The sequence below is a fragment of the Pseudomonas sp. P1_F1_2 genome, from assembly GCF_056405815.1.
In genome coordinates, this window is sequence record NZ_JBFUBK010000033.1 from 18,327 (window position 1) to 40,008 (window position 21,682).

18 protein-coding genes are annotated in these 21,682 nt (G+C 61.6%); 5 read left to right on the forward strand and 13 right to left on the reverse strand.

The features are described 5' to 3' along the window. From narH to AC1D2P_RS12345, 4 genes are all read right to left on the reverse strand, one after another. Nucleotides 1-1,539 (reverse strand): nitrate reductase subunit beta, encoded by a 1,539-nt coding sequence (narH, locus tag AC1D2P_RS12330; RefSeq protein WP_046028064.1) that lies wholly within the window; start codon nt 1,537-1,539, stop codon nt 1-3. Nucleotides 1,540-1,548: 9 nt separating this feature from the next. Continuing rightward, entirely contained in the window at nt 1,549-5,316 is a 3,768-nt protein-coding gene (locus tag AC1D2P_RS12335; protein WP_477811447.1) for a nitrate reductase subunit alpha, read from the reverse strand. Nucleotides 5,317-5,385: 69 nt separating this feature from the next. Next, nucleotides 5,386-6,783: a NarK family nitrate/nitrite MFS transporter gene (locus tag AC1D2P_RS12340; RefSeq protein WP_046028069.1), complete on the reverse strand. Its 1,398-nt coding sequence runs from the start codon at nt 6,781-6,783 to the stop codon at nt 5,386-5,388. Further along, the gene (locus tag AC1D2P_RS12345) at nt 6,761-8,065 is read right to left on the reverse strand and encodes an MFS transporter (RefSeq protein WP_477811448.1); all 1,305 of its coding nucleotides are present in this window, start codon (nt 8,063-8,065) and stop codon (nt 6,761-6,763) included. Before AC1D2P_RS12345 ends, AC1D2P_RS12340 begins: the two co-directional genes overlap by 23 nt. Before the next feature lie 313 nt (nt 8,066-8,378). On the opposite strand from AC1D2P_RS12345, the gene AC1D2P_RS12350 reads away from it, so the two are divergent. The 4 genes from AC1D2P_RS12350 (at nt 8,379) to AC1D2P_RS12365 (ending at nt 12,070) form a co-directional block, all read left to right on the forward strand. After that, complete coding sequence (locus AC1D2P_RS12350) at nt 8,379-10,181, forward strand: HAMP domain-containing protein (protein WP_477757572.1); 1,803 nt, start codon at nt 8,379-8,381, stop codon at nt 10,179-10,181. After that, nucleotides 10,178-10,825 (forward strand): two-component system response regulator NarL, encoded by a 648-nt coding sequence (gene narL / locus AC1D2P_RS12355; RefSeq protein ID WP_109787015.1) that lies wholly within the window; start codon nt 10,178-10,180, stop codon nt 10,823-10,825. Before AC1D2P_RS12350 ends, narL begins: the two co-directional genes overlap by 4 nt. Before the next feature lie 86 nt (nt 10,826-10,911). Beyond that, the gene (locus tag AC1D2P_RS12360) at nt 10,912-11,589 is read left to right on the forward strand and encodes a Crp/Fnr family transcriptional regulator (RefSeq protein WP_046028074.1); all 678 of its coding nucleotides are present in this window, start codon (nt 10,912-10,914) and stop codon (nt 11,587-11,589) included. An 82-nt stretch (nt 11,590-11,671) separates the two neighbouring features. Beyond that, nucleotides 11,672-12,070 carry a putative zinc-binding protein gene (locus tag AC1D2P_RS12365; protein ID WP_046028075.1) on the forward strand — a complete coding sequence of 133 codons (399 nt, stop codon included), beginning with the start codon at nt 11,672-11,674 and terminating at the stop codon, nt 12,068-12,070. A 67-nt stretch (nt 12,071-12,137) separates the two neighbouring features. Here the strand turns inward: AC1D2P_RS12365 and ubiT are convergent, their stop codons facing one another. From ubiT to norR, 7 genes are all read right to left on the reverse strand, one after another. Further along, nucleotides 12,138-12,608: a ubiquinone anaerobic biosynthesis accessory factor UbiT gene (gene ubiT, locus AC1D2P_RS12370; RefSeq protein WP_477811449.1), complete on the reverse strand. Its 471-nt coding sequence runs from the start codon at nt 12,606-12,608 to the stop codon at nt 12,138-12,140. Then, nucleotides 12,602-13,492 (reverse strand): U32 family peptidase, encoded by an 891-nt coding sequence (locus tag AC1D2P_RS12375; RefSeq protein ID WP_477757573.1) that lies wholly within the window; start codon nt 13,490-13,492, stop codon nt 12,602-12,604. Before AC1D2P_RS12375 ends, ubiT begins: the two co-directional genes overlap by 7 nt. A gap of 10 nt (nt 13,493-13,502) precedes the next feature. Continuing rightward, the gene (gene ubiU / locus AC1D2P_RS12380; protein WP_046028079.1) at nt 13,503-14,498 is read right to left on the reverse strand and encodes a ubiquinone anaerobic biosynthesis protein UbiU; all 996 of its coding nucleotides are present in this window, start codon (nt 14,496-14,498) and stop codon (nt 13,503-13,505) included. Between the two features lie 124 nt (nt 14,499-14,622). Further along, nucleotides 14,623-15,858: a molybdopterin molybdotransferase MoeA gene (locus tag AC1D2P_RS12385; RefSeq protein WP_077430428.1), complete on the reverse strand. Its 1,236-nt coding sequence runs from the start codon at nt 15,856-15,858 to the stop codon at nt 14,623-14,625. After that, complete coding sequence (moaB, locus tag AC1D2P_RS12390) at nt 15,855-16,409, reverse strand: molybdenum cofactor biosynthesis protein B (protein WP_046028081.1); 555 nt, start codon at nt 16,407-16,409, stop codon at nt 15,855-15,857. The genes AC1D2P_RS12385 and moaB overlap by 4 nt, the downstream gene beginning before the upstream one ends. A 127-nt stretch (nt 16,410-16,536) precedes the next feature. After that, nucleotides 16,537-17,184 carry a pyridoxamine 5'-phosphate oxidase gene (pdxH, locus tag AC1D2P_RS12395; protein WP_223523384.1) on the reverse strand — a complete coding sequence of 216 codons (648 nt, stop codon included), beginning with the start codon at nt 17,182-17,184 and terminating at the stop codon, nt 16,537-16,539. Nucleotides 17,185-17,283: 99 nt separating this feature from the next. Then, entirely contained in the window at nt 17,284-18,813 is a 1,530-nt protein-coding gene (norR, locus tag AC1D2P_RS12400) for a nitric oxide reductase transcriptional regulator NorR (protein ID WP_223523414.1), read from the reverse strand. A gap of 155 nt (nt 18,814-18,968) precedes the next feature. On the opposite strand from norR, the gene ytfE reads away from it, so the two are divergent. Beyond that, a complete protein-coding gene (ytfE, locus tag AC1D2P_RS12405) occupies nt 18,969-19,643 on the forward strand; it encodes an iron-sulfur cluster repair protein YtfE (RefSeq protein WP_046028084.1) in 675 nt (224 codons plus the stop codon). Nucleotides 19,644-19,720: 77 nt separating this feature from the next. Here ytfE and AC1D2P_RS12410 read toward each other — a convergent pair whose 3' ends face one another. Next, entirely contained in the window at nt 19,721-20,155 is a 435-nt protein-coding gene (locus tag AC1D2P_RS12410) for a membrane protein (RefSeq protein ID WP_046028085.1), read from the reverse strand. A 28-nt stretch (nt 20,156-20,183) separates the two neighbouring features. Beyond that, nucleotides 20,184-21,374, reverse strand: a complete 1,191-nt coding sequence (locus AC1D2P_RS12415; RefSeq protein ID WP_046028086.1) for an NnrS family protein — start codon at nt 21,372-21,374, stop codon at nt 20,184-20,186. Between the last annotated feature and the right edge of the window lie 308 nt (nt 21,375-21,682).

Consider the following 21,682-nt stretch of genomic DNA (forward strand, 5'->3'; position numbering starts at 1 on the left):
TCATTCCTCCCACAACTGCACGGTTTTCAGGATGTCGCGGCGGTTGGCCTTCTTCGCCCCGAACATGTTGGTGTCGGAACTGCCGCTGCAACCGCTGCCGAAACTGAAGCCGCAACCGGAACGCTCGGCGAACGCGTCGCTCATGGCGTCTTCCCGGTGTGCGCTAGGCACCACAAAACGGTCTTCATAGTTGGCGATCGCCAGGTAGCGGTACATCTCCTCGACCTGATTCACGCTCAGCCCGACATCCTTGAGCACTTGCAGGTCTTGAACCCCGTCCACCTGTTCGGAGCGCTTGTAGGCACGCATCGCCAGCATGCGTTTGAGCGCACGCTTGACCGGTTTGACATCACCGGCAGTCAGCATGTTGGCCAGGTAACGCAGGGGAATGCGCAGGCTGTCGACATCCGGGATGACGCCGTTCATGCCCACGGTGCCGGCGGCCGCCGCGTTCTGGATCGGCGACAGTGGCGGTACATACCAGACCATCGGCAGGGTGCGGTATTCAGGGTGCAATGGCAGCGCGAGCTTCCAGTCCACGGCCATTTTGTAGACCGGCGAACGCTGCGCCGAGTCGATCACCGACTGCGGCACACCGTCGGCCAGCGCCTGGCGAATCACGGCCGGGTCGTTAGGGTCGAGGAAGATCTCCAGCTGCTTCTCGTAGAGGTCCTGCTCATTGGCGGTGCTGGCCACTTCGCTGATGCGGTCGGCGTCATACAACAGCACACCGAGGTAACGGATGCGCCCGACACAGGTTTCCGCGCAGACCGTCGGCATCCCGGCTTCAATACGCGGGTAGCAGAAAATGCACTTCTCGGACTTGCCGCTTTTCCAGTTGAAATAGATCTTCTTGTACGGGCAGCCACTGATGCACATCCGCCAGCCGCGGCACTTCTCCTGGTCGATCAGGACAATCCCGTCTTCCTCACGCTTGTAGATCGCCCCGCTCGGGCAGGACGCCGCGCACGCCGGGTTCAAGCAGTGCTCACACAGGCGCGGCAAATACATCATGAAGGTGTTTTCGTATTCGCCGTAAATGTCCGCCTGGATCTTGTCGAAGTTCTTGTCCTTGCGCCGCTTGGCAAACTCGGTGCCGAGGATTTCCTCCCAGTTCGGGCCCCACTCGATTTTCTCCATGCGCTTGCCGGAAACCAGCGAACGCGGGCGTGCGGTGGGCTGGTGCTCACCCAGCGGCGCGGTGTGCAAGTGCTGATAATCGAAGTCGAAGGGTTCGTAATAGTCGTCGAGACTCGGCAGGTCCGGGTTGGCAAAAATATTCGCCAACACGCGGAATTTGCCGCCGATGCGCGGGTTGATCGTGCCGTTGGCATTGCGAACCCAGCCGCCCTTCCACTTGTCCTGGTTTTCCCATTCTTTCGGGTAGCCGATGCCGGGTTTGCTTTCAACGTTGTTGAACCAGGCGTATTCCATGCCTTCACGGCTGGTCCAGACGTTCTTGCAGGTGATCGAGCACGTGTGGCACCCGATGCATTTGTCGAGGTTCAGCACCATGCCGATTTGTGAACGAATTTTCATGACAACTCCTCAATCCATCTCGGTCGGCAGGGGACGCGGCAGATCATCGCCGGTCGAACCATCGAGCCAGTCGACTTTGGCCATCTTGCGCACCACGACGAACTCGTCGCGGTTGCAACCGACCGTGCCGTAATAGTTGAAACCGTAGGCTTGCTGGGCATAGCCGCCGATCATGTGGGTCGGCTTGAGCACCACCCGGGTGACCGAGTTGTGATGGCCGCCACGGGTCTTGGTGGTTTCCGAACCCGGCACGTTCACGATCCGTTCCTGGGCGTGGTACATCATCACCATGCCTTCCTTGACCCGCTGACTGACCACCGCCCGGGCCGTCAGGGCACCGTTGACGTTGAAGCATTCGATCCAGTCGTTGTCCTCGATACCGGCACGTTTTGCGTCGATTTCCGAGAGCCAGACAATCGGTCCGCCACGGCTCAGCGTGAGCATCAGCAGGTTGTCGCTGTAGGTGCTGTGGATGCCCCATTTCTGGTGCGGCGTGATCCAGTTCAGGACGATTTCGGTTTCGCCATTGCTGCGCTTGCCCTTCACCCCTTCGATGGTCCGCGTGTTGACGGGTGGGCGGTAACTCATCAGTTGCTCGCCGAACGCCTGCATCCACGGGTGATCCTGGTAGAACTGCTGGCGGCCGGTGATGGTGCGCCATGGAATCGCTTCATGAACGTTGGTGTAGCCGGCGTTATAGCTGACGTGATCGTCTTCCAGGCCTGACCAGGTCGGGCTGGAAATGATCTTGCGTGGCTGCGCCTGAATATCGCGGAAGCGAATCGCCTCGTGCGCCTTGGGCAGTGCCAGGTGGCTGTGGTCGATGCCGGTGAATTCCGACAGTGCGGCCCACGCCTTGACGGCAACATGGCCATTGGTTTCAGGGGCCAGGGACAGAATCACCTCGGCCGCATCGATGGCCGTTTCAATTTTCGGCCGCCCTTGGCTGATCCCGGGCTCGCGCTCGCGGTAATTGAGTTCGCCCAGGAATTTCACTTCTTCCTCGGTGTTCCAGTTGATGCCCTTGCCGCCGTTGCCATGCTTCTCAAGCATTGGCCCCAAGGAGGTGAACTGCTTGTAGATGTTCGGGTAGTCGCGCTCCACCACTTGCAGGTTCGGTGCGTTTTTGCCGGGTTGCGGCGCCACGCCCTCACTTTTCCAGTCCGTACCGCCGAAAGGCTGGGCCAGTTCGCCGACGCTGTCATGCATCAACGGCACGGTGACCAGGTCCTGCTCGACACCCAGGTGACCGACCGCCATCTCGGAAAACGACTTGGCGATGCCCTTGTAGATTTCCCAGTCGGAACGCGATTCCCAGGCCGGGTCAATGGCCGCCGACAACGGGTGAATGAAGGGGTGCATGTCCGAGGTGTTCATGTCGTCTTTTTCGTACCACGTGGCCGTCGGCAACACGATGTCGGAATAGACGCAGGTCGAAGACATGCGGAAGTCCAGCGTGGTGACCAGGTCGAGCTTGCCGATGGCGCCCTCGTCTACCCACTCGGCTTCGGTCGGTTTGCAGTCGCCGACCTTGCCGATGTCCTCGTTCATCACCCCGTTCTTGGTGCCCAGCAAGTACTTGAGCATGTACTCGTGGCCCTTGCCCGACGACCCCAACAGGTTGGAGCGCCAGATGAACATGTTGCGCGGGAAGTTGACCGGGCTGTCGGGCTGTTCGCAGGAAAAACGCAGCGAACCTTCGTGCAACGACTTGACCACGTAGTCTTTGGGCGCCATGCCGGCCGCAGCAGCGTCACGGCAAATGTGCAGCGGGTTGGTGTTCAATTGTGGCGCGCTCGGCAACCAGCCAGCACGTTCGGCGCGGATGTTGTAGTCCAGCGCATGCTCGGGGAACTGGCTCTTGTCTGCCAGCGGCGAGAGCACGTCGTGCATGCTCATCTTCTCGTGGCGCCACTGGGAACTGTGGGCGTAGAAGAAGCTGGTGCCGTTCATCTGGCGTGGCGGACGGCTCCAGTCCAGGCCGAACGCCAGGGGCAGCCAGCCGCATTGCGGACGGAGTTTTTCCTGGCCCACGTAGTGCGCCCAGCCACCACCGGTCTGGCCGACGCAACCGCAGAGCATGAGCATGTTGATCAGCCCGCGGTAGTTCATGTCCATGTGGTACCAGTGGTTCATCGCCGCACCGACGATGATCATCGAGCGACCACGGGTCTTGTCGGCGTTGTCGGCAAACTCACGGGCAATCTGGATCGCCTTCTCACGGCTCACGCCAGTGATCTGCTCTTGCCAGGCCGGGGTGCCGGGCACATTGGCGTCGTTGTAGTCCTTGGCCACGTTGGCGCCGCCCAGGCCGCGATCGATGGCCAGGTTGGCGGCCGACAGGTCGAACAYGGTGGCCACTTTGGCCTGGCTGCCATCCGCCAGGGTCAGGCTGCGCACCGGCACACGACGGTACTGCACGGCATCGCCGGCGACGTGCTGGAAGTATTCCTGGGATTCACCGGCGAAGTACGGGAACGCCACTTCCGTGACCTCACCACCGATCAGGCTCAGGGTCAGATCGACTTCACGGCCCTCGCCGCCTTCACGGGCCTGGATGTTCCACTTGCCCTGCTCGCCCCAGCGATAACCGATCGAGCCTAGCGGCGAGACCAGTTCGCCGCTGGCGTCGAGGGCGATGGTTTTCCATTCCGGGTTGTTTTCCTGGCCGAGGTTGTCGGTCAGGTCCGAGGCCCGCAAGAAGCGATCCGGTTGATACCCGGCACCCGGCGCAACACCGAGCATCGGTTTGAGCAGCACCAGCACCGGCAGGTCGGTGAAGCGTTTGGCGTAGTCGGTGAAATAGGCGCTCGGCTTGTCCAGGTGGAATTCTTTGAAGATCACATGGTTGAACGCTTGAGCCAGCGCCGCGTCGGTGCCCTGCTTGGGGTTAAGCCACAAGTCGGTGAGCTTGGCCACTTCCGAATAGTCGGGGGTGATGGCCACGGTCTTGGTGCCCTTGTAGCGAACTTCGGTGAAGAAATGCGCGTCGGGGGTACGGGTCTGCGGAACGTTGGAACCCCAGGCAATGATGTAGTTGGAGTTGTACCAGTCGGCCGATTCCGGCACGTCGGTCTGCTCGCCCCAGACCATCGGCGAGGCCGGTGGCAAGTCGCAGTACCAGTCGTAGAAACTCAGGCAGGCGCCACCGATCAGCGACAGGTAACGGGCGCCTGCGGCGTAGCTGACCATCGACATGGCCGGAATCGGCGAGAAGCCCACCACACGGTCAGGACCGTATTGCTTGATGGTGTAGACGTTGGCCGCGGCAATGATCTCGTTGACTTCCTCCCAGCTGGAACGGATGAAGCCGCCCATGCCGCGCTTGCTCTTGTAGGAGTCGGCCTTGGCCTTGTTCTCGACAATGCTGGCCCAGGCTTCGACCGGCGCCAGCTTCAGACGCGCCTCGCGCCACAACTTGAGCAGTGGCTTGCGGATTTTCGGGTACTTGAGCCGGTTGGCGCTGTAGATGTACCAGCTGTAACTGGCCCCGCGCGGACAGCCGCGTGGCTCATGATTGGGCAGGTCGTTGCGGGTACGCGGGTAATCGGTCTGCTGGGTTTCCCAAGTGATCAGGCCGTTCTTCACGTAAATCTTCCACGAGCACGAACCGGTGCAGTTCACCCCGTGGGTGGAGCGCACGATCTTGTCGTACTGCCAGCGCGAGCGGTAGACATTCTCCCAGTCGCGGGACTCCTTGCGGGTCTCCCCGTGCCCCTCGGAAAACTCGCTTTGCTTGCGATTGAAAAACCGCAGTTGATCCAACAAATGACTCATGGTGCTTTCCTCTCAGGCTTGCTGCGGGGTTCTATGCCCCGCCCGTGCAAGGTTTGGATTCGGTTTCTGTCAGCAGGGCGTCGCAGCACCTTTTCGGGCGTACCACCACCAGGTCACCACAATGCAACTCAGGTAAAAGCCGACGAACATGTAGAAGGCCATCTCCGGGCCGCCGGTCTGGGCCATGGATGTGCCGAAGGATTTGGGAATGAAGAACGCCCCGAAGGCGCCCATGGCCGAGCTGAAGCCCAGGACGGCGGCCGACTCTTTGCCAGCATTTTTCAGGGCCTGTTCACGGACCTCCGGCGCCTTCCCGGCAGCCGCTTTTTCATGCAGGGTGCGGAAGATCACCGGGATCATGCGGAACGTGGAGCCGTTGCCCACGCCAGTGGTGATGAACAGCAGCATGAACATGCCGAGGTAGCCGTAGAAGTTGCCGCCGGTGCCGTTCTGCGGCAGGAAGTGCAGGACGCCGAAGACCATCACAATCATCAGCACGAAGTTCCACAGGGTGACCCGCGCACCGCCGAGCTTGTCCGCCAGCCAACCGCCCAATGGCCGCACCAGTGCGCCTACCAACGGGCCGAGGAAGGCAAATTTCAGCGCAACGACTTCGGGAAACGCGGTCTTGATCAGCAACGGAAAGGCTGCGGAGAAACCAATGAACGAACCGAAAGTGGCCAGGTACAACCAGCACATCAGCCAGTTGTGCTTGCGCTTGAAAATCACTGCCTGCTCGCTGAACGAGGCCCGTGCGCTGGACAAATCGTTCATGCAGAACCAGGCCAGCAAGGTCACCGCAATGATGAAGGGCACCCAGATGAAGCCCGCGTTCTGCAGCCACAGCTGACTGCCGTCTTCGAGTGTTTGCGGCTGGCCACCGAGGACGCCGAACACCCCGAAGGTGATCACCAGCGGCACACTGAACTGCATGACCGAAACCCCCAGGTTGCCCAGGCCGGCGTTCAGGCCCAGGGCCGTGCCCTGCTGGGATTTAGGGTAGAAAAAGCTGATGTTGGACATGCTCGACGCGAAGTTGCCGCCGCCGAAACCGCACAGCAATGCAATCCACACAAACACGCTGTAAGACGTGCTCGGGTCCTGCACGGCAAACCCCATCCACAACGCCGGCAGCACCAGCGAAGCCGTGCTCAGGGCGGTCCAGCGGCGGCCGCCGAAAATCGGCACCATGAACGAGTAGAAAATCCGCAGGGTCGCACCGGACAACCCCGGCAACGCGGCCAGCCAGAACAACTGGTCAGTGGTGAAACTGAAACCGATGGCGTTCAGGCGCACGATCACCGTGCTCCAGACCATCCACACGGCAAACGCCAGCAGCAGTGCGGGAATGGAAATCCACAGGTTGCGCGTCGCCGTCTGTTTACCGCTACGGCCCCAGAACTCGGGATCTTCCGGGCGCCAGTCATGAATGACCGGCCCCTTGTCAGGCTTTTGCAGTACGGACATGGTTGTCTCCTTGAGCAATGCTGGAAATCTGAGTCGCGTTTGCCACGAGCGGCTTGCCGAGCAGCGGGCGGCGGCGTATTTCGCTGAAGTACATCCAGGCCAGGGACACCCAGACCACGCCGTACAACAACATGAAGCAGGAGGAGCGCACGCCGGTCAGGTCCATCAGCGCGCCGAACAGAATGGGCAGGACAAAGCCGCCCAAACCACCGGCCAGGCCGACGATGCCGGACACCGCGCCCATGTTTTTCGGGTAGTCGTTGGCGATGTATTTGAAGACCGAGGCCTTGCCGAACGCGAAGGCGATGCCCATGACGAACAGCAGCACGGTGAACAGCGCGGGATTGAGGCCGATGTGGAAATCCAGCGGGCCGTTGACGGTTTGCACTTGCAGTTGGGTCTGCGGATAGGACAGCAGGAACAGGCAGATCCAGCTCACCCACAACACCCACCAGGTCACGCTTTGCKCGCCCCAACGATCGGACATCCAGCCACCGACGGCGCGCAGCACGCCGCCCGGCAAGGAGAAGCAGGCGGCCAACAGCGCAGCGCTTTGCAGGCTGAAACCGTATTCCTGCACGTAGTAGCGCGTCATCCACAGCGCCAGGGCGACATAGCCACCGAAGACGATCGAGTAGTACTGGCAATAGCGCCACACCGCCGGGTCTTTCAGTGCGCCAAGCTGCTGGCGAAGACTCGCGCCCGAGGCACTGCGATGCTGCTTGTTGTCTGAACTGAGGAACCAGAACAGCAGCGCAGTGATAAACAGAATTGCGCTGAAGACTTTCGGCACCAGTTGCCAGCTACCGGCGGCAATCAGTGCCGGGGCGAGAAACTTGGTGACGGCGGCCCCGGCATTCCCCGCGCCGAAGATGCCCATGGCAAAGCCTTGGTTGTCCTGGTCGAACCACTTGGCGACGTAGGCAATACCGACGGAAAACGAGCCCCCGGCCAGGCCGACGAACAGGCCCAGGACCAGGAACTGCCAGTACGCCGTGGCATGGCTGATCAGGTACAGCGGCAACACGCAGGACAGCATCAGCAGGAAAAACACGATGCGCCCGCCGAAGCGGTCGGTCAAAAGGCCCAGTGGCAAGCGTGCCAGCGAGCCGGTCAGCACCGGGGTGGCGGCCAACAGGCCGAACTGGGTTTCGTTGAGCTGGAGCAACTCCTTGATGGGCACGCCGAGCACGGCAAACATCATCCACACCATGAAGCACACGGTGAAAGCCAGCGTGCTCATGCCCAGCACCAGGCCTTGTCGTACACGCGGTTGAGTCATCTCACTCTCCAGTCAATTAGCCATGACGGCAGACTAGAGAGGCCAACCCCGCAAAAACTTGATCCGGATCAACGAAGCCCCGAGGCCCACAAGCCTATGCTTGCGCAGCCTACCTCCAAGGAGGTAGTGCGCAAAAACCTGTAAACCCTTTGTTTATCAGCATCTTGCTGTTTCGTTTCAACGGCGTTGCTGGCACCGATCGGTCGACAACTCTTTAGAGGTAGTGCGCCGGGTTCGGCGGCAAAACCGTCAACTGTTGTTCCCTGGAGTTCTGCATGGCCGGTTTTCCCGTGTTTATCCGAGGCCTGCGCGAATGATCCGCTGGTTGCGCAGTTCCCTGCCCGCGCGCGCCGGGCTCGCGGTCATCCTGATTGCCGTGCTCGCCCTCGCCAGTTCGCTGAGCGCTGGCCTGATTGCCTGGTTCAGCCAAGGCGACGCGGCGGCGATCAACACCGCAGGCTCGGTGCGCATGGAGACCTATCACCTGAGCTGGAAACTGACCGCGGGGGCCGACACCAAAGAACTCGCCCGCGTTGCACAGAGCCTGCAACAGCGCCTCACCAGCCAGTCCCTCAAGACCGTGCTGGACGACGGCGCCAATCCCGACTTGCAACGCAGCTACCAGCAGCTCCARCAAACCTGGAACGAAGACTTGCATCCGGCGTTGATCCGCGGCGATGCGACGACATTTCAGGCCGGCGCCCAGTCCTTCGTTGAACAACTGAACCGGTTCGTTAGCCTGTTGCAGCGCCAAAGCGAGCAAAAGCAAACCTGGCAGCAGGTGATTCAGGGGGCGGCCCTGTTTACCACCATGATCGTCCTGCTGATTGGCCTGTACGAACTGCAATGCAGCGTGGTGACCCCGCTGGGGGAATTGGTCGAGGCCACCCAACGCTTTCGCCGAGGCGACTTCAAGGCCCGGGTCAATCATCAGTCTCAAGACGAGCTGGGACAGTTAGCCATGAGCTTCAATGCCATGGCCGAAACCATCGAGGAGTCTCATCGCACCCTGGAAACACAGGTCCTGCAAAAGACCCTGAACCTGCAACAGGCCAACGCCGCCCTGGAATTGCTGTATCAAAGCAGTCGCAGCCTGGCCACACGCCTGGCCAACGCCGAGGGCCTGGACGAATTGATCCGGCGCTTCCAGACGCGCCTGCCCGGGTTGCGCCTGTCGCTGTGCCTGCAAGGCCAATTGCAGGCCCCGGCCCAGCAATTGCTCGCCCTGCATGGCGCCAGCAACCGGGAGGTCTGCGCCAGCAGCAATTGCGCCACGTGCCAGAAGCATCTTCAACCCCACCCGATCACGTTGAGCATCAGCAACCAGGGCAGCGAACTGGGCGAACTCAAGGCCCACTTCATCGATGGGCACGCCCCACAAGCCTGGGAAACCCAACTGATCCAGGCCCTGGCCAACCTGATCGGCACCTCGCTCTCGCTCAAGCGTCAACGCGAGCAGGACCATCGCCTGTTGTTGCTCGAAGAGCGCACCATCATTGCCCGCGAGTTGCACGATTCTCTGGCCCAGGCCCTGTCGTACATGAAGCTGCAAGTCAGCCGCATGCAGACCCTGATGCGTCGCGGCGAGCCCGTGGCAACCTTGGAAAACGTCACCGCGGAACTGCGCGAAGGGCTGAACAATGCCTACCGCCAGTTACGCGAATTGCTGACCACCTTCCGCTTRCAGATTCACGACGCCGGCCTGATTCCGGAACTCAAGGAAACGGCCGAGGAGTTTTCCCGCCGGGGCGAGTTCCAGGTACACCTGCAGGTCGACAGCCTGGCGTTCGAAATGTCCGCCAGTGAGCAGATCCACATCCTCCAGATCACACGCGAGGCACTCTCCAATTGCCTGCGCCACGCCCACGCGCAAAACGCCTGGCTGCAACTGCGCCAGGACGGCGAAATCGTGCGGCTGTCGATCGAGGACGATGGCCGGGGCTTCAGCGACAGTTGCGATCAGCGCGAGCACCACGGCCTGACCATCATGAATGAACGTGCCCGCAGCTTGCACGGGCAGTTGCAGATCGTTTCCAGGGAGCCTCAGGGCACCCTCGTCCAGATGGAATTCCGACCGGAGTTTCTCGGACAACCCACAAAAGGTAGCGTCACATGAACCCGTCCCCGCAATACCGGATCCTGTTGGTCGACGATCACCCCATGATGCGTCGCGGCATCCGCCAGATGCTCGAACTTGAAGATGATTTCCTGATTGTCGGCGAAGCCGGCCACGGCGAGGAAGCCCTGGCCATGATCGAGCCGCTGCAACCTGACCTGTTGCTGCTCGATAACAACATGCCGCAAATGAATGGCATTGAAACCCTGCGACGCTTGCGGGCCATGCACTGCACCGCCAAGGTGCTGCTGTTTACCGTATCCGATGCCGAAGACGATATTCGCGATGCGTTGCGCCTGGACGCCGATGGCTACCTGCTCAAGGACATGGAGCCCGAACTGCTGATTCAGTACATCCGCGATGCCCTGGACGGCGCGCTGGTCGTCAGCCCGGGCCTGACCCGGGTCATGGCCCAGGCGCTGCGCTCACCTCCGCGCCAGGCCGAGGTCGAGCTGACCGAACGCGAGCGTCAGGTGCTCAAGACCATCGCCAGCGGCTTGAGCAACAAAGTGATCGGCCACAAGCTGGGCATCACCGAAGGCACGGTCAAGGTTCATGTGAAGAACCTGCTGCACAAACTGGGGCTGCGCTCGCGCGTCGAGGCTGCTGTGTGGGCGATGGAGCATCTGCGCAACACAGGCTGAGCACCATTCCCCTTTGGAGGTAGTCCGGTGGAGGCATAGGCCATGGGGCCAGCACGCTTTACCATGACCGGTAGCGGAGGTACGCCATGCTGACTCACCCTTCCACCGTTTTAATGTTGCGTCGTCATCACCTGTTCAAGCAATTGCCGGACAAGGTGTTTGAAGAAGTCTGTGGCCTGGCCACGCTCAAACGCCTGAGTTGTCACAGCACGCTCCTGCACCAAGGGGATCCGGCCAAGCGCTTTTTCCTGCTGATCAGCGGCCAGATCAAGCTCTATCGGATCACTGGAGAAGGCCAGGAAAACCTGGTGGAAATCATCCAGCCCGGGCAAACCTTTGCCGAGGCCCTGCTGTTCAGCCAGATCCGTTTTTACCCGGTGAGCGCCACGGCCCTGAAGGACTGCGTGCTGGTCAGCATCGAGGGCAGCCATTATCGCAACGCCCTGGAAGATCAGCCGAAAGTCTGCCTGGCGATCCTGGCGAGCATGAGCATTCACTTGCATCAGCGCCTCAAGGACATCGACACCCTGACCCTGACCAACGCCAGCCGGCGTGTGATCAATTTTCTGTTCCAGGAGCGCGACCCGGTCAACGGCCAGATCGTGCTGCAAGTCTCCAAACGCCTGGTGGCCTCGAAGCTGGGCATCCAGCCGGAAACCTTCTCGCGCATTTTGCATCGACTGGTAGAGAGCGGCCTGATCGCCATGGAGCGCCGCAACATCCGCATCCTCGCGGAAGACGAACTGGCGACTTATCACCCGTAACTGAACCGGTGGACTTGACCCTCATCAAGGCGCAAGGCGTACAGCCTTGCACACTGACCGGGTCCACCTGCGGAGAACCTTCATGCCCTCACCCACCCTGCCTCTGGTTTACTCCTGCTCAGGCTGCTCCAACGTTGCCCAACTGGCCAACACCCTGGCGGTGCGCCTGGATCGCCAGGGGCTCGCCGAAATGTCCTGCATTGCCGGGGTCGGCGGGCATGTCAGCGCGCTGGTCAACAAGGCACGCTCGGGACGCCGGATCCTGGCACTGGACGGCTGCCCCTTGCAGTGCGTCGAAAACTGTTTGAAGCAACATGGCCTGCACGCCGACGTACACCTGATTCTCAGCCACTACGGGCTGCGCAAACGCTATGCCGAGGACTGCACCGAAGCGCAGTGTGATGAGTTGTTTGAAGGGATCAAACAGTTGATAGCCAGTGATGCCCGGCCGCTTGAAAACCGGCAAACCGAAACCCACTGAAAAGGCCTGCCGGGCAAAACAAAACCCGTGTCGGAGCGAGCAGGCTCGCTCCGTTGATGGGTGTCGGTCAGCCTGCCGCCAACCCCTTCCCCGCCCGCTCCAGATTGCGCCACAGCCAGACAGGCAATACGTCCGGGTCGAGGCTGTCGATCAGGTTCTTCAGGGTCAATCCCAATTCGGTATCCCCCTCGATGACCAGGCGTCGACGGAAAAACAGGGTGTCCGGGTCCTCCTGCCGACTGGCCAGCAACAGAAACTCACGCCAGTTGCCACTGATGGTCACATCGGCCTCGGCCCGCTCGGCAATCTGTAGCCCGTCACGGGATCGACTCAAGTACCAGCAAAGCCCGAGGTCCGGGATGCGCAAGCACAGCCAGCGACCGCGCAACAGGTCGAACTCACCGTCACGCAACGGCTCGGCGAGACAGCGGTTGAGCGCCTGTTGCAACGCCAGGCGCTGCACCACAAAGRGCACCCGACGAACCAGTGGAAGCACTCGATCGGCACCGTACAACAGCCATTTTTTTCGCTTCAGCACAGGCCAGCCTCCTCAACACGCAACATCCCGGCCTGGCCATGCCAATAGCCATTGCAGCCTTCGACAAACAGCGGCGGCGCCTCACCCTCGCGCACCCGTTGCCAGGCCTCAATCACCTCGGCCATACCCTGGGCCCGAGGGCTCAAGCGCACGATGTCGGCGCCGCTGGCCACCAGCCCAGGGTAATCGGACAGCAAATTAGTCACCTCGGCCGACATCGTCTGAATACCATTGAGGGTGAACAACGCCTGCCCGGCCTGACTGCTCAGCGCCAGTCCATCGGGGTAGTTGATGCAACAGAACTGGCAGTCATCCTTGGGCCGGTTTTCTGCCCGGGCGGTAAAGCAGCGAGCGGAATAGGCCAGGGGTAAATGCCCATAGGCAAAGACTTCCACTTGCGGCACTTCACGGCCCAGCTCGCGCACCTGTTCAAGCACTGCGCGAATCAGCGCTGCCGAACACTCCACCGGCGGCACCCAACGGACCATGCCGCTGTCTTGCAGTTGCGTCAGGGCATGACCGTTGTACAGATTCAGCGCCGGCCCGCCCACAAACGGCAACTTGCGTTCGGCCAGCAGTTGCACCGCGCCCATGTCATTGGCTTCCACCAGCAACTCGCCGTTGTCGCACAGGCGACGCAGGCTGGAGAGTTCTGACGCGGCTTCGATCAGGGTCAGGCTGGACAGCACCAGTTGCGCCTGGCTACACGCCTGCAACTCGCGACCCAGGCCCAGCCATTGATCCAGGGAGAATGCCCGACGCTTCGAGCACACGGTTTCTCCCAGGTAAATCACATCCAGGGGCAGGCTCGACATCTCGGCGTAAAATTGCCCCAATTGTTCCTTGTCCCAGTAATACAGGACCGGTCCCAGGCTCAGCTTCATGTTCAGCCCCTTATTGCCATGATCGATGGTAGGCACCCAGTGTGGTCTGGCTGCCTTCGGACAAACCGGCCAGCACCTGGCGCCATTGGTCTTTGACCTTGAAGCTCTTGGGTGACGCGCGATGGGTGTCGAGGGCCGCGCGCCAGACCCGGGTGACTTGCTCGACATACGCCGGGCTACGCTGGCGGCCTTCGATCTTGACCGCTTCAACCCCGATGGCCGCGAGCTCCGGAAGCAGGTCCAGGGTGTCGAGGCTGGTGGGTTCCTCCAGCGCATGGAAGCGCTTGCCGTTGACCAGAAAACGTCCCTTGCACAAAGTCGGATAGCCGGCGGATTCGTCAGGGGTGTAGCGGTCGATCAGCACGTCATTGAGCCGTGCGCTCAGGCCTTCGGCATCTTCGCTCCAGCGTACGGCCTTGGCCGGCGAACAGACGCCGCACAAATTGGGAGACTCACCGGTAATGTAGGAGGACAGGTGGCAGCGCCCCTCGGCCATGATGCACAAACTGCCGAAGCCGAAGACTTCGATGGGCACCGGACTGTTGGCCGCGACCTGACGCACCTGGGCCAACGACAGCACCCGTGGCAGCACTGCACGACGAATGTTGTAGCGCTGCGCATAAAACGCCAGCGCCGCGGCATGGGTCGCGGAGCCCTGGACCGACAGGTGCAAGTTCAGTTGCGGGTGGCGCTCACAGGCATACGCCAGGACCCCGGGGTCAGCAGCGATCAGCGCATCCACGCCAAAATCGGCGGCGCGATCCACCGCGCGCTGCCAGCGCTCCCAGCCCTTGGGCTGCGGGTAAGTATTGACCGCGACATAGAGTTTGCGTTGATGCTGGCGGATGTGTTCGACCGCCGCATCGAACTGCTTGTCATCCATGTTCAATCCGGCGAAATGGCGGGCGTTGGTGTCATCACGAAAACCGACATAGACGGCGTCGGCGCCTTGGCGCACCGCCGCTTTGAGCGCAGGCAGGTTGCCTGCCGGGCAGACCAGTTGCATGGGGAATCCTCATCTAGGAACACGTCCGGACCCGCGCCCTGTCTTTCGGACAGGCCCGCAGTGTCGAGTGCGCCGCCAGTCTAGCGAGACCGGCGGCGACGGCCTTGACGGCAATCAATTGCCCTCAATGCATCAGGTCGGCGAAAGACAGGAACGCCACGTTGTCGTGCTTGTGCACCCGATGCTCGCGCTCCACGACGGCCAGGCCATCGGCCCAGCAGGCCGCCGTCAACATGGCCGAGCTCTGCTGCGGATGCAGTTCCACGCGCAATTGCCCGTCGGCATCGGGAACCAGTTTGGCTCGCAGGTATTGTCGGCGTTTGTTGCTTTGCAGCCAGTCGAAACCGGCCGGCAGCGCCATCGGGCGCGGCATCACCTGACTCACGCCCTGAGCCCTGAGCAGGAACGGACGCACCACCACCAACGCGGTGATCAACGCGGCCGAAGGATTGCCCGGCATGCCAATCCACGGCTTGCCGGCCACTTCGCCGAACGCCAGCGGTTTGCCCGGTTGAATCGCCAGCCGCCAGAAATCCACGCTGCCCAATTCATCGATGGCCCGCTTGAGATGGTCCTCCTCGCCGACCGACACGCCGCCCGAGGTTAGCAGCAGATCGCACTCCGACGACGCCAGGCTCAAGGCATGCCGACTGGCCGCCAACTCATCGGCCATGACCCCGTAGTCATGCACTTCGACGCCCCAGCCGCGCAACAGGGCGGACAGGCAATACCGATTGCTGTTGTAAATCTGCCCCGGCGCCAGTGATTCACCCGGTTCGCGCAACTCGTCACCGCTGCTCAACAGGCACACGCGCAACGGCCGATACACCTCGACCCGGGCAATCCCGGCACCGGCCAGTAGCCCCAATTCCTGGGCGCGCAAGCGCTTGCCGGCCATGAGCAACAGATGCCCCTGGCGGACTTCCTCGCCTTCCTTGCGCACGTGATCGCCCACCGTTGCCGGCGGCAACCAGACCTTGTCGCCCTCGACCTGACAACTCTCCTGCGGCACCACGGTGTCAGCACCCGGCGGCAGCGGCGCCCCGGTGAAAATCCGCACCGCTGTTTTCGCCGCCAAGGGCGAGAACGCCTGTTGTCCGGCGGCGATGCGTCCAGTCAACGGTAGCCAGCCCCCCGCCGCAGGCAGGTCGGCGGCCCTGAAGGCAAAACCGTCCATGGCGCTGTTGTCCCAGGCGGGCAGGTTCAGCGCAGAGTGAATGTCGACTGCCAGCACTCGCCCCAAGGCGTGTTCCAGGGGGATCGTCTGCACCGAGGGTGGCGGTGGTGCCTGGTCGAGCAGATGACTGATGGCCTCGTCCACCGGCATCAACTGGCCGCTGTCGCAGACCCGCCCCGTCATGAGCGCACCTCACAGGCCTCAAGTACCTGCTGCGCCTGAGGCTTGAGGTGAGGGGCGAAATTGCACGGGCCGGTGCGGCTGTCCAGTTGCTCCAGCAGGATCTGGTTCCAGGCGGTGCGGCAGGCGCCCGGCGAGCCGGGAACACAGCACACCAACACCCCGTTGCTCATCCCGGCCAGGGCGCGCGACTGCAGACTGGACATGCCGATTTCCGCCAGGGACACCTGACGGAACAGCTCGCCGAAACCTTCCACATGCTTGTCCAGCAGCGGCAGCACCGCTTGCGGCGTGTTGTCCCGAGCGGTGAAACCGGTGCCTCCGGTCATCAACACCACTTGCACCTCGGGGTCGGCGATCCAGTGCGAGACCTTGGCGCGGATCTGATAGATATCGTCCGGCACCAGGCCTCGGTCGATCAGCACATGACCGGCCGCTTGCAGCAAATCGGCCAGGGTCTGCCCGGAGGTGTCGGTGGCAAAAGTTCGTGTGTCGCTGATGGTCAGCACGGCAATGTTCAAGGGTTGAAACGTGCGTTGCGTCAGATGGGCCATGTTCAAGCCTTCCCGTAGATGAGGGTATGACCAAGCCTGAACCGGAATGGCCAACGAGCCTATTCCTCCAAGGAGGTACCTCGTCAGGATCAAGACGTGCGTTGCCACACGTCCTGTTCAATGCACATCAGGGCGCCAGGCGATTGCGCTGCCACAGACCGTCGACCAGGCGGTAATCCAGACGGTCGTGCAAACGATCGGCGCGCCCCTGCCAGAACTCCATGCGATCAGGGTGCAAACAGTAGCCGCCCCAATGCTCGGGCCTCGGCACGGTCTGGCCGACAAAACGTTTGATGGTGTCCGCCAGCAAGCTTTCAAGCGCTGCCCGATCGGCCAGCGGACGGCTTTGCGGCGAGGCCCAGGCCCCCAGGCGACTGCCGATGGAACGGGAATCGAAGTACGCATCCGACAGTGAGGGGGCAAGCCTGGACACCCGGCCTTCGATACGCACCTGCCGCTCCAGTCCCGGCCAGAAAAATGTCATGGCGGCAAAGGGGTTGGCCGCCAGTTGCTGCCCCTTGTCGCTGTGGTAATGGCCGAAAAAAGTGAACCCTTCATCGCTCAAGCCCTTGAGCAGCAAGACCCGGCAGTGCGGGCGCCCATCACTGTCGACCGTCGACAGCATCATGCTATTGGCTTCGACAGGAGCACACTCGGTGTCGCGGGCCTGTTGCAGCCATTGCCGAAACATCACCAGCGGGTCGTCCATCGTCGCGTCGTCTTGCAGACCATGGTGGGTGTATTGCCGGCGCATTTGTGCCAGGGAAAGAGGCATGACCGTGATCTCCTTAGGGTTTTGTCCAGTGTGCGAGGCACTGCACACGCCCACCTTGACCACCATCAACACTCAGCGTCGAAGCCACGTCGCCCTTGCCTACTTGAGCCCCAGACGCCGTGCCAGTTTGTGCAGGTTGCTGGGGTCGACTTCCAGCAGTCGCGCGGCACTGGCCCAGTTTTCCCCGGACAGGCTCAGGGCCTGGCGTATTTTTTGTCGCTGGTAATCGTCGACCGCTTCGCCCAGCGGCTGAAAAGGCAGGTCCGACGTCACTTCCGGGCCAGGCTCGACAGCCGCCCCGAGGGCACCGGTCGCACTGTCGAGGTCCAGGATTTCGGGCTCCAGCGTCATGATCAGCGTGCGACTGGTGCCGCGACTGAGTTGCTTCAACGCAGCTCGACTGATGACATGCTCCAGCTCTCGCACATTGCCCGGCCAGGTATAAGCCAGCAACGCCCGCTCGGCCGATGGTGACAATCGCAAGCCGCGCAAGCCAAGCCGCGCCCGATTGAGTTCAAGGAAATGCCCGGCCAGCATCAGCACGTCGTTACCGCGTTCGCGCAGGGCCGGAATCGGCACCGGGTACACCGAGAGCCGGTGATACAGGTCCGCGCGAAACAAGCCATCGCGGATGCTGTCGGGCAGGTGCCGGTTGGTGGCGGCGATGATTCGCACATCGACGTGCAATGGCTTGTCCGCGCCCAGGCGCTGGATCTCACCGTTCTGCAGGGTGCGCAGCAGTTTCGCTTGCACGCTCAAAGGCAACTCACCGACCTCATCGAGAAACAGCGTGCCCCCGTTGGCGGCATCGAAGCGCCCGGCACGGTCACTGGTGGCGCCGGAGAAAGCGCCTTTGACATGACCGAACAATTCGCTCTCTGCCAGCGACTCGGGCAATGCCGCGCAATTGACCTGAATCAGCGGCTTGTGGCTACGCCGTGACAGTCGATGCAAGCGCCGGGCGAACAGTTCTTTGCCAACGCCGGTCTCGCCCAGCAACAGCACCGGCAAATCGGAGTCGCCCAGGACATCCAGCTCATTGAGCAATTGGTGCAAGGCTTCGCTCTGCCCAAGAATCTCGCCTTCCTCGACGGGCACTCGCAGGTCCTGGAGATCGCTGCGCGACAAACGCAGGCTGCGGATCTCCTGCTCCAGTCGAGTCACCCGCACGGCCGCTTCGATCTGCAAGGTACAACGCTTGAGTTCCTCGTGCGCATGGCTGTCGAAGGTGCCAGCGTGCAATGCATCCAGGGTGATCGCCCCCCAGATTCGACCTTCGACATAGAGGCTCACCCCCATGCAATCGTGCACCGGCAGTGGTTCGCCGACGTGGTTGTCGAGCAAGCCGTCGTAGGGGTCCGGCAGGCGGCTGTCAGGCTCGAACCAGACCGGCTCGCGCGACGCCATGATCGCCGCCAGTCGAGGGTGCTGAGCGATGACAAAACGACGCCCCAACGCTTCGTGAACCAGCCCCACGGTCGCCACCGGCCTGAGGCTGTCATCGTCCAGACGCAGCAACCCCACGGCACCGCTGTTGAAGTATTCACGCAGTGTCTGGACCAGTCGTTGCAACCGTACCGCATTGGGCAACTCGACGATCAAGTCGGCTGCCAGGCTTTCACGCAACATGGTAGTCATTACCCTCTATGGTTGGATTCACCCTAAAGCGTCAGGGTACTTTTCACCACAGTTAAAAATTAATTCATGGTTATCAATCAGTTAAATATGGCATGCCGGATGCAACGAGCCTGGGGAACCGTTGAAACTCAAATAAAGGAACCCTGATGAGCCAGACCCTACTGGAACAAAGCCTCGGCCAACTGGCCTGCGACATTCCCGGTGCCACCCGGATTTTTCATACCTTCAATCTGGACTTCTGCTGCGGCGGGCATAAAAGCCTGCGCGAGGCGACCCTTGGCAAGGGCCTCGATCCACTGCTGATTGCTGACGCCCTGCAGGACCTGCAAGACGCCGGCGAAACCCAGCACGATTGGCGCAACGAGCCTTCGCATGTGTTGATCGCTCACCTCCTGACCCGCTACCACGCCCGCCACCGCGAGCAACTGCCGGAACTGATCCGCCTGGCCCGCCGTGTAGAACAGGTGCACGGCGCCCGCACCAGTTGCCCCAACGGCCTGGCTGATCTGCTGGCCGACATGCAGCAGGAACTCGAAGGCCACATGCTCAAGGAAGAACAAGTACTCTTCCCGATGCTGCAACAAGGCATCGGCGCTCAAGCCGCGCCACCGATTCAGGTACTGCGCTTCGAACATGATCAACATGGCCAGGCCCTTGAGCAGATGCTCACCCTGACCCACCACATCACCCCGCCCGCCGATGCCTGCAACACCTGGCGCGCACTCTATCGCGGGCTGCTGGAATTCAAGGACGACCTGATGCAGCACATCCATCTGGAAAACAACGTGTTGTTCATTAACGCCCTGAACCCACACCACTGATCGATTGACCCGTCACACCCAACCCCGCGCCAACCCATCGGTTGACGCGGGGTTTGTCTGTGAACGACTGCGTGCAATCAACCCCAATAAAACATCGCCTTGGCCAGGATCACGATCACCACCATGTGCGCGAGAATGCTGCGACGAATCCAGCTGGCGCGGAGCGTGGTCAGCCGCGCGCTTTTGAGCCAGTACGCCAGCAACAAGTAATGACCAATGATGCTCAGGGCCAGCAGAATCTTCAGGCTCAGCAACGTGCCAAAGCGGCTGTCCAGCGGGTGGCTCAACACTTCTCGGTAACGCCACGCCAGGCTGATGCCGGCGCCATACAACAGCACCACCACGCCATGCAGGACTTTGCGCGAACGCACGGCAATGGCTTGATCCGCCGTTACTTGTGCGGTGTCCGCCAACTGCTGGCGCGCGCGGTGCCAGATGACCACTTCGAAAAACAGCGTGCCGATGAAGGCGATGGCCGCCAACAGGTGGATCACCAATAGAAAGGGATACATCACCGATTACCTCCCTGCGTTTGCCTGATTATCCCGGATGACCATCCACCCGGGCTCGCAGCAACATCGGCCCATAGCGCCAGGCGTACAGTGCGAACGCCAGCGTCCAGCACAGCCCCGCCAGCCACAACGCGGTCAGGGGCAGAAACACAATCAACACCACCCGACTCAGGCACGCCAGGTTGAGCAAAATGAACGCCAGGGTCATGCCCGACGGCGGTTCCAGTGCACGACCGGTATGCCCCAGACTCACTCGCGCAATCATCGCCAACACCAGGCCGCCCATCGCCCCTATCGTCAGGCAATGCACCGCCAGGCTCGGGCTCAACGGCGCGCCGAAATGCCACAGCGCCATTCCCAGGCACGCCACCGCCAACCAGCCGTAAGCCAGGTGCAACGACCACAACAAGGGCACGCGCCACAGTGCCCGGTCATGCCAGCGAACCAGGCGCACCAGATGCCCCGCCCCCAGCACCGCGAACAACAGGCCGACCCAGACATTGGGGTTGAGCGCCGGCCCTGCGGCATACAACAACGCCACGAGGGGCGAACCGATCAGCAGCAGCCAATCAAGCCACGGCCAGGCAACAACGCCTTCGACCCGACCCAACCCGCGCTGAGTGAAGAACGGAATGACGCGCCCGCCAATCAAACCCATCATCGCCGCCACCAGCCAGATCCCGGTCAGCACGCCTTGGCGCTGCCAGCCTTCATGGCCTTCGAGCAGTCCGAGCAGGGACAATCCGTCAGCCACGGCCAGCAACAACAGGACCACGACAATCGGGTAATTGCGCTTCTGCCGCACCTTCCACAGGGTGAACCCCATGAGTGCCGCCACTGCTAACGGAAACGCCATTTCCAGCACGGCCAGTAATGGCCACGGCGCATTGGCCAACCAGGCCACGCGCGCCAGCAACCACAACAACGCCAGAGCCGCCAGCGGTTTGCCGCTGATACCGGGGCGACTGGTCCAGGTCTGCACGGCAGTCAGCAAAAAGCCCGCGATAATCGCCAGCCCAAACCCGAACAGCAACTCATGGCGATGCCAGCCCAACCACCCACCGGCCGGCTGCCAATCAGCAATCGAACCGCTAAAGGCTGCCAGCCAGAGCGGTATGACCAGCACTGCCAAGCCGCAACCGGCGAGGAAAAATGGCCGAAAGGCCAGACGTAACAGCGGCGCGATTGCCATCGCTTTACGGCGGTCAAGCACTTGCATAAAGCCACTCCTCTACCTTGTTGCTGGCCCGCGAGGTCAATCCTGGGGGCCATCATCGGGTATCACTAATCAATTGCCTTTGTCGCAGATCAAGTGTGCAAGGGGCGTACCGTTCAAGGTCCGAACGCCGTTCCTGCGGGGACGGAGCAAGCGCCCTCACCATAAAAGGATCAGCAATAGGGTAAAAATAACCCTTAAATGGTTTTTATAACCCTAACGCTCAGGGTCATTTATACCCCGCCTCATAAAAACCCCTCTAAATCAGGGCCCGCAGAGATGGCCCGCGTCTTGCTCTAGCCCCAGCAAGT

Excerpts from the sequence above, each read along its gene's own strand:
- narH (WP_046028064.1), bottom strand. The coding sequence starts at position 1,539 with ATGAAAATTCGTTCACAAATCGGCATGGTGCTGAACCTCGACAAATGC.
- norR (WP_223523414.1), bottom strand. The coding sequence starts at position 18,813 with ATGTTGCGTGAAAGCCTGGCAGCCGACTTGATCGTCGAGTTGCCCAAT.
- pdxH (WP_223523384.1), bottom strand. The coding sequence starts at position 17,184 with ATGCCTCTTTCCCTGGCACAAATGCGCCGGCAATACACCCACCATGGT.
- AC1D2P_RS12385 (WP_077430428.1), bottom strand. The coding sequence starts at position 15,858 with ATGACGGGGCGGGTCTGCGACAGCGGCCAGTTGATGCCGGTGGACGAG.
- narL (WP_109787015.1), top strand. The coding sequence starts at position 10,178 with ATGAACCCGTCCCCGCAATACCGGATCCTGTTGGTCGACGATCACCCC.
- AC1D2P_RS12410 (WP_046028085.1), bottom strand. The coding sequence starts at position 20,155 with ATGTATCCCTTTCTATTGGTGATCCACCTGTTGGCGGCCATCGCCTTC.
- AC1D2P_RS12360 (WP_046028074.1), top strand. The coding sequence starts at position 10,912 with ATGCTGACTCACCCTTCCACCGTTTTAATGTTGCGTCGTCATCACCTG.
- ytfE (WP_046028084.1), top strand. The coding sequence starts at position 18,969 with ATGAGCCAGACCCTACTGGAACAAAGCCTCGGCCAACTGGCCTGCGAC.
- AC1D2P_RS12415 (WP_046028086.1), bottom strand. The coding sequence starts at position 21,374 with ATGCAAGTGCTTGACCGCCGTAAAGCGATGGCAATCGCGCCGCTGTTA.
- AC1D2P_RS12340 (WP_046028069.1), bottom strand. The coding sequence starts at position 6,783 with ATGTCCGTACTGCAAAAGCCTGACAAGGGGCCGGTCATTCATGACTGG.
- AC1D2P_RS12375 (WP_477757573.1), bottom strand. The coding sequence starts at position 13,492 with ATGAAGCTGAGCCTGGGACCGGTCCTGTATTACTGGGACAAGGAACAA.
- moaB (WP_046028081.1), bottom strand. The coding sequence starts at position 16,409 with ATGGCCCATCTGACGCAACGCACGTTTCAACCCTTGAACATTGCCGTG.
- ubiU (WP_046028079.1), bottom strand. The coding sequence starts at position 14,498 with ATGCAACTGGTCTGCCCGGCAGGCAACCTGCCTGCGCTCAAAGCGGCG.
- AC1D2P_RS12365 (WP_046028075.1), top strand. The coding sequence starts at position 11,672 with ATGCCCTCACCCACCCTGCCTCTGGTTTACTCCTGCTCAGGCTGCTCC.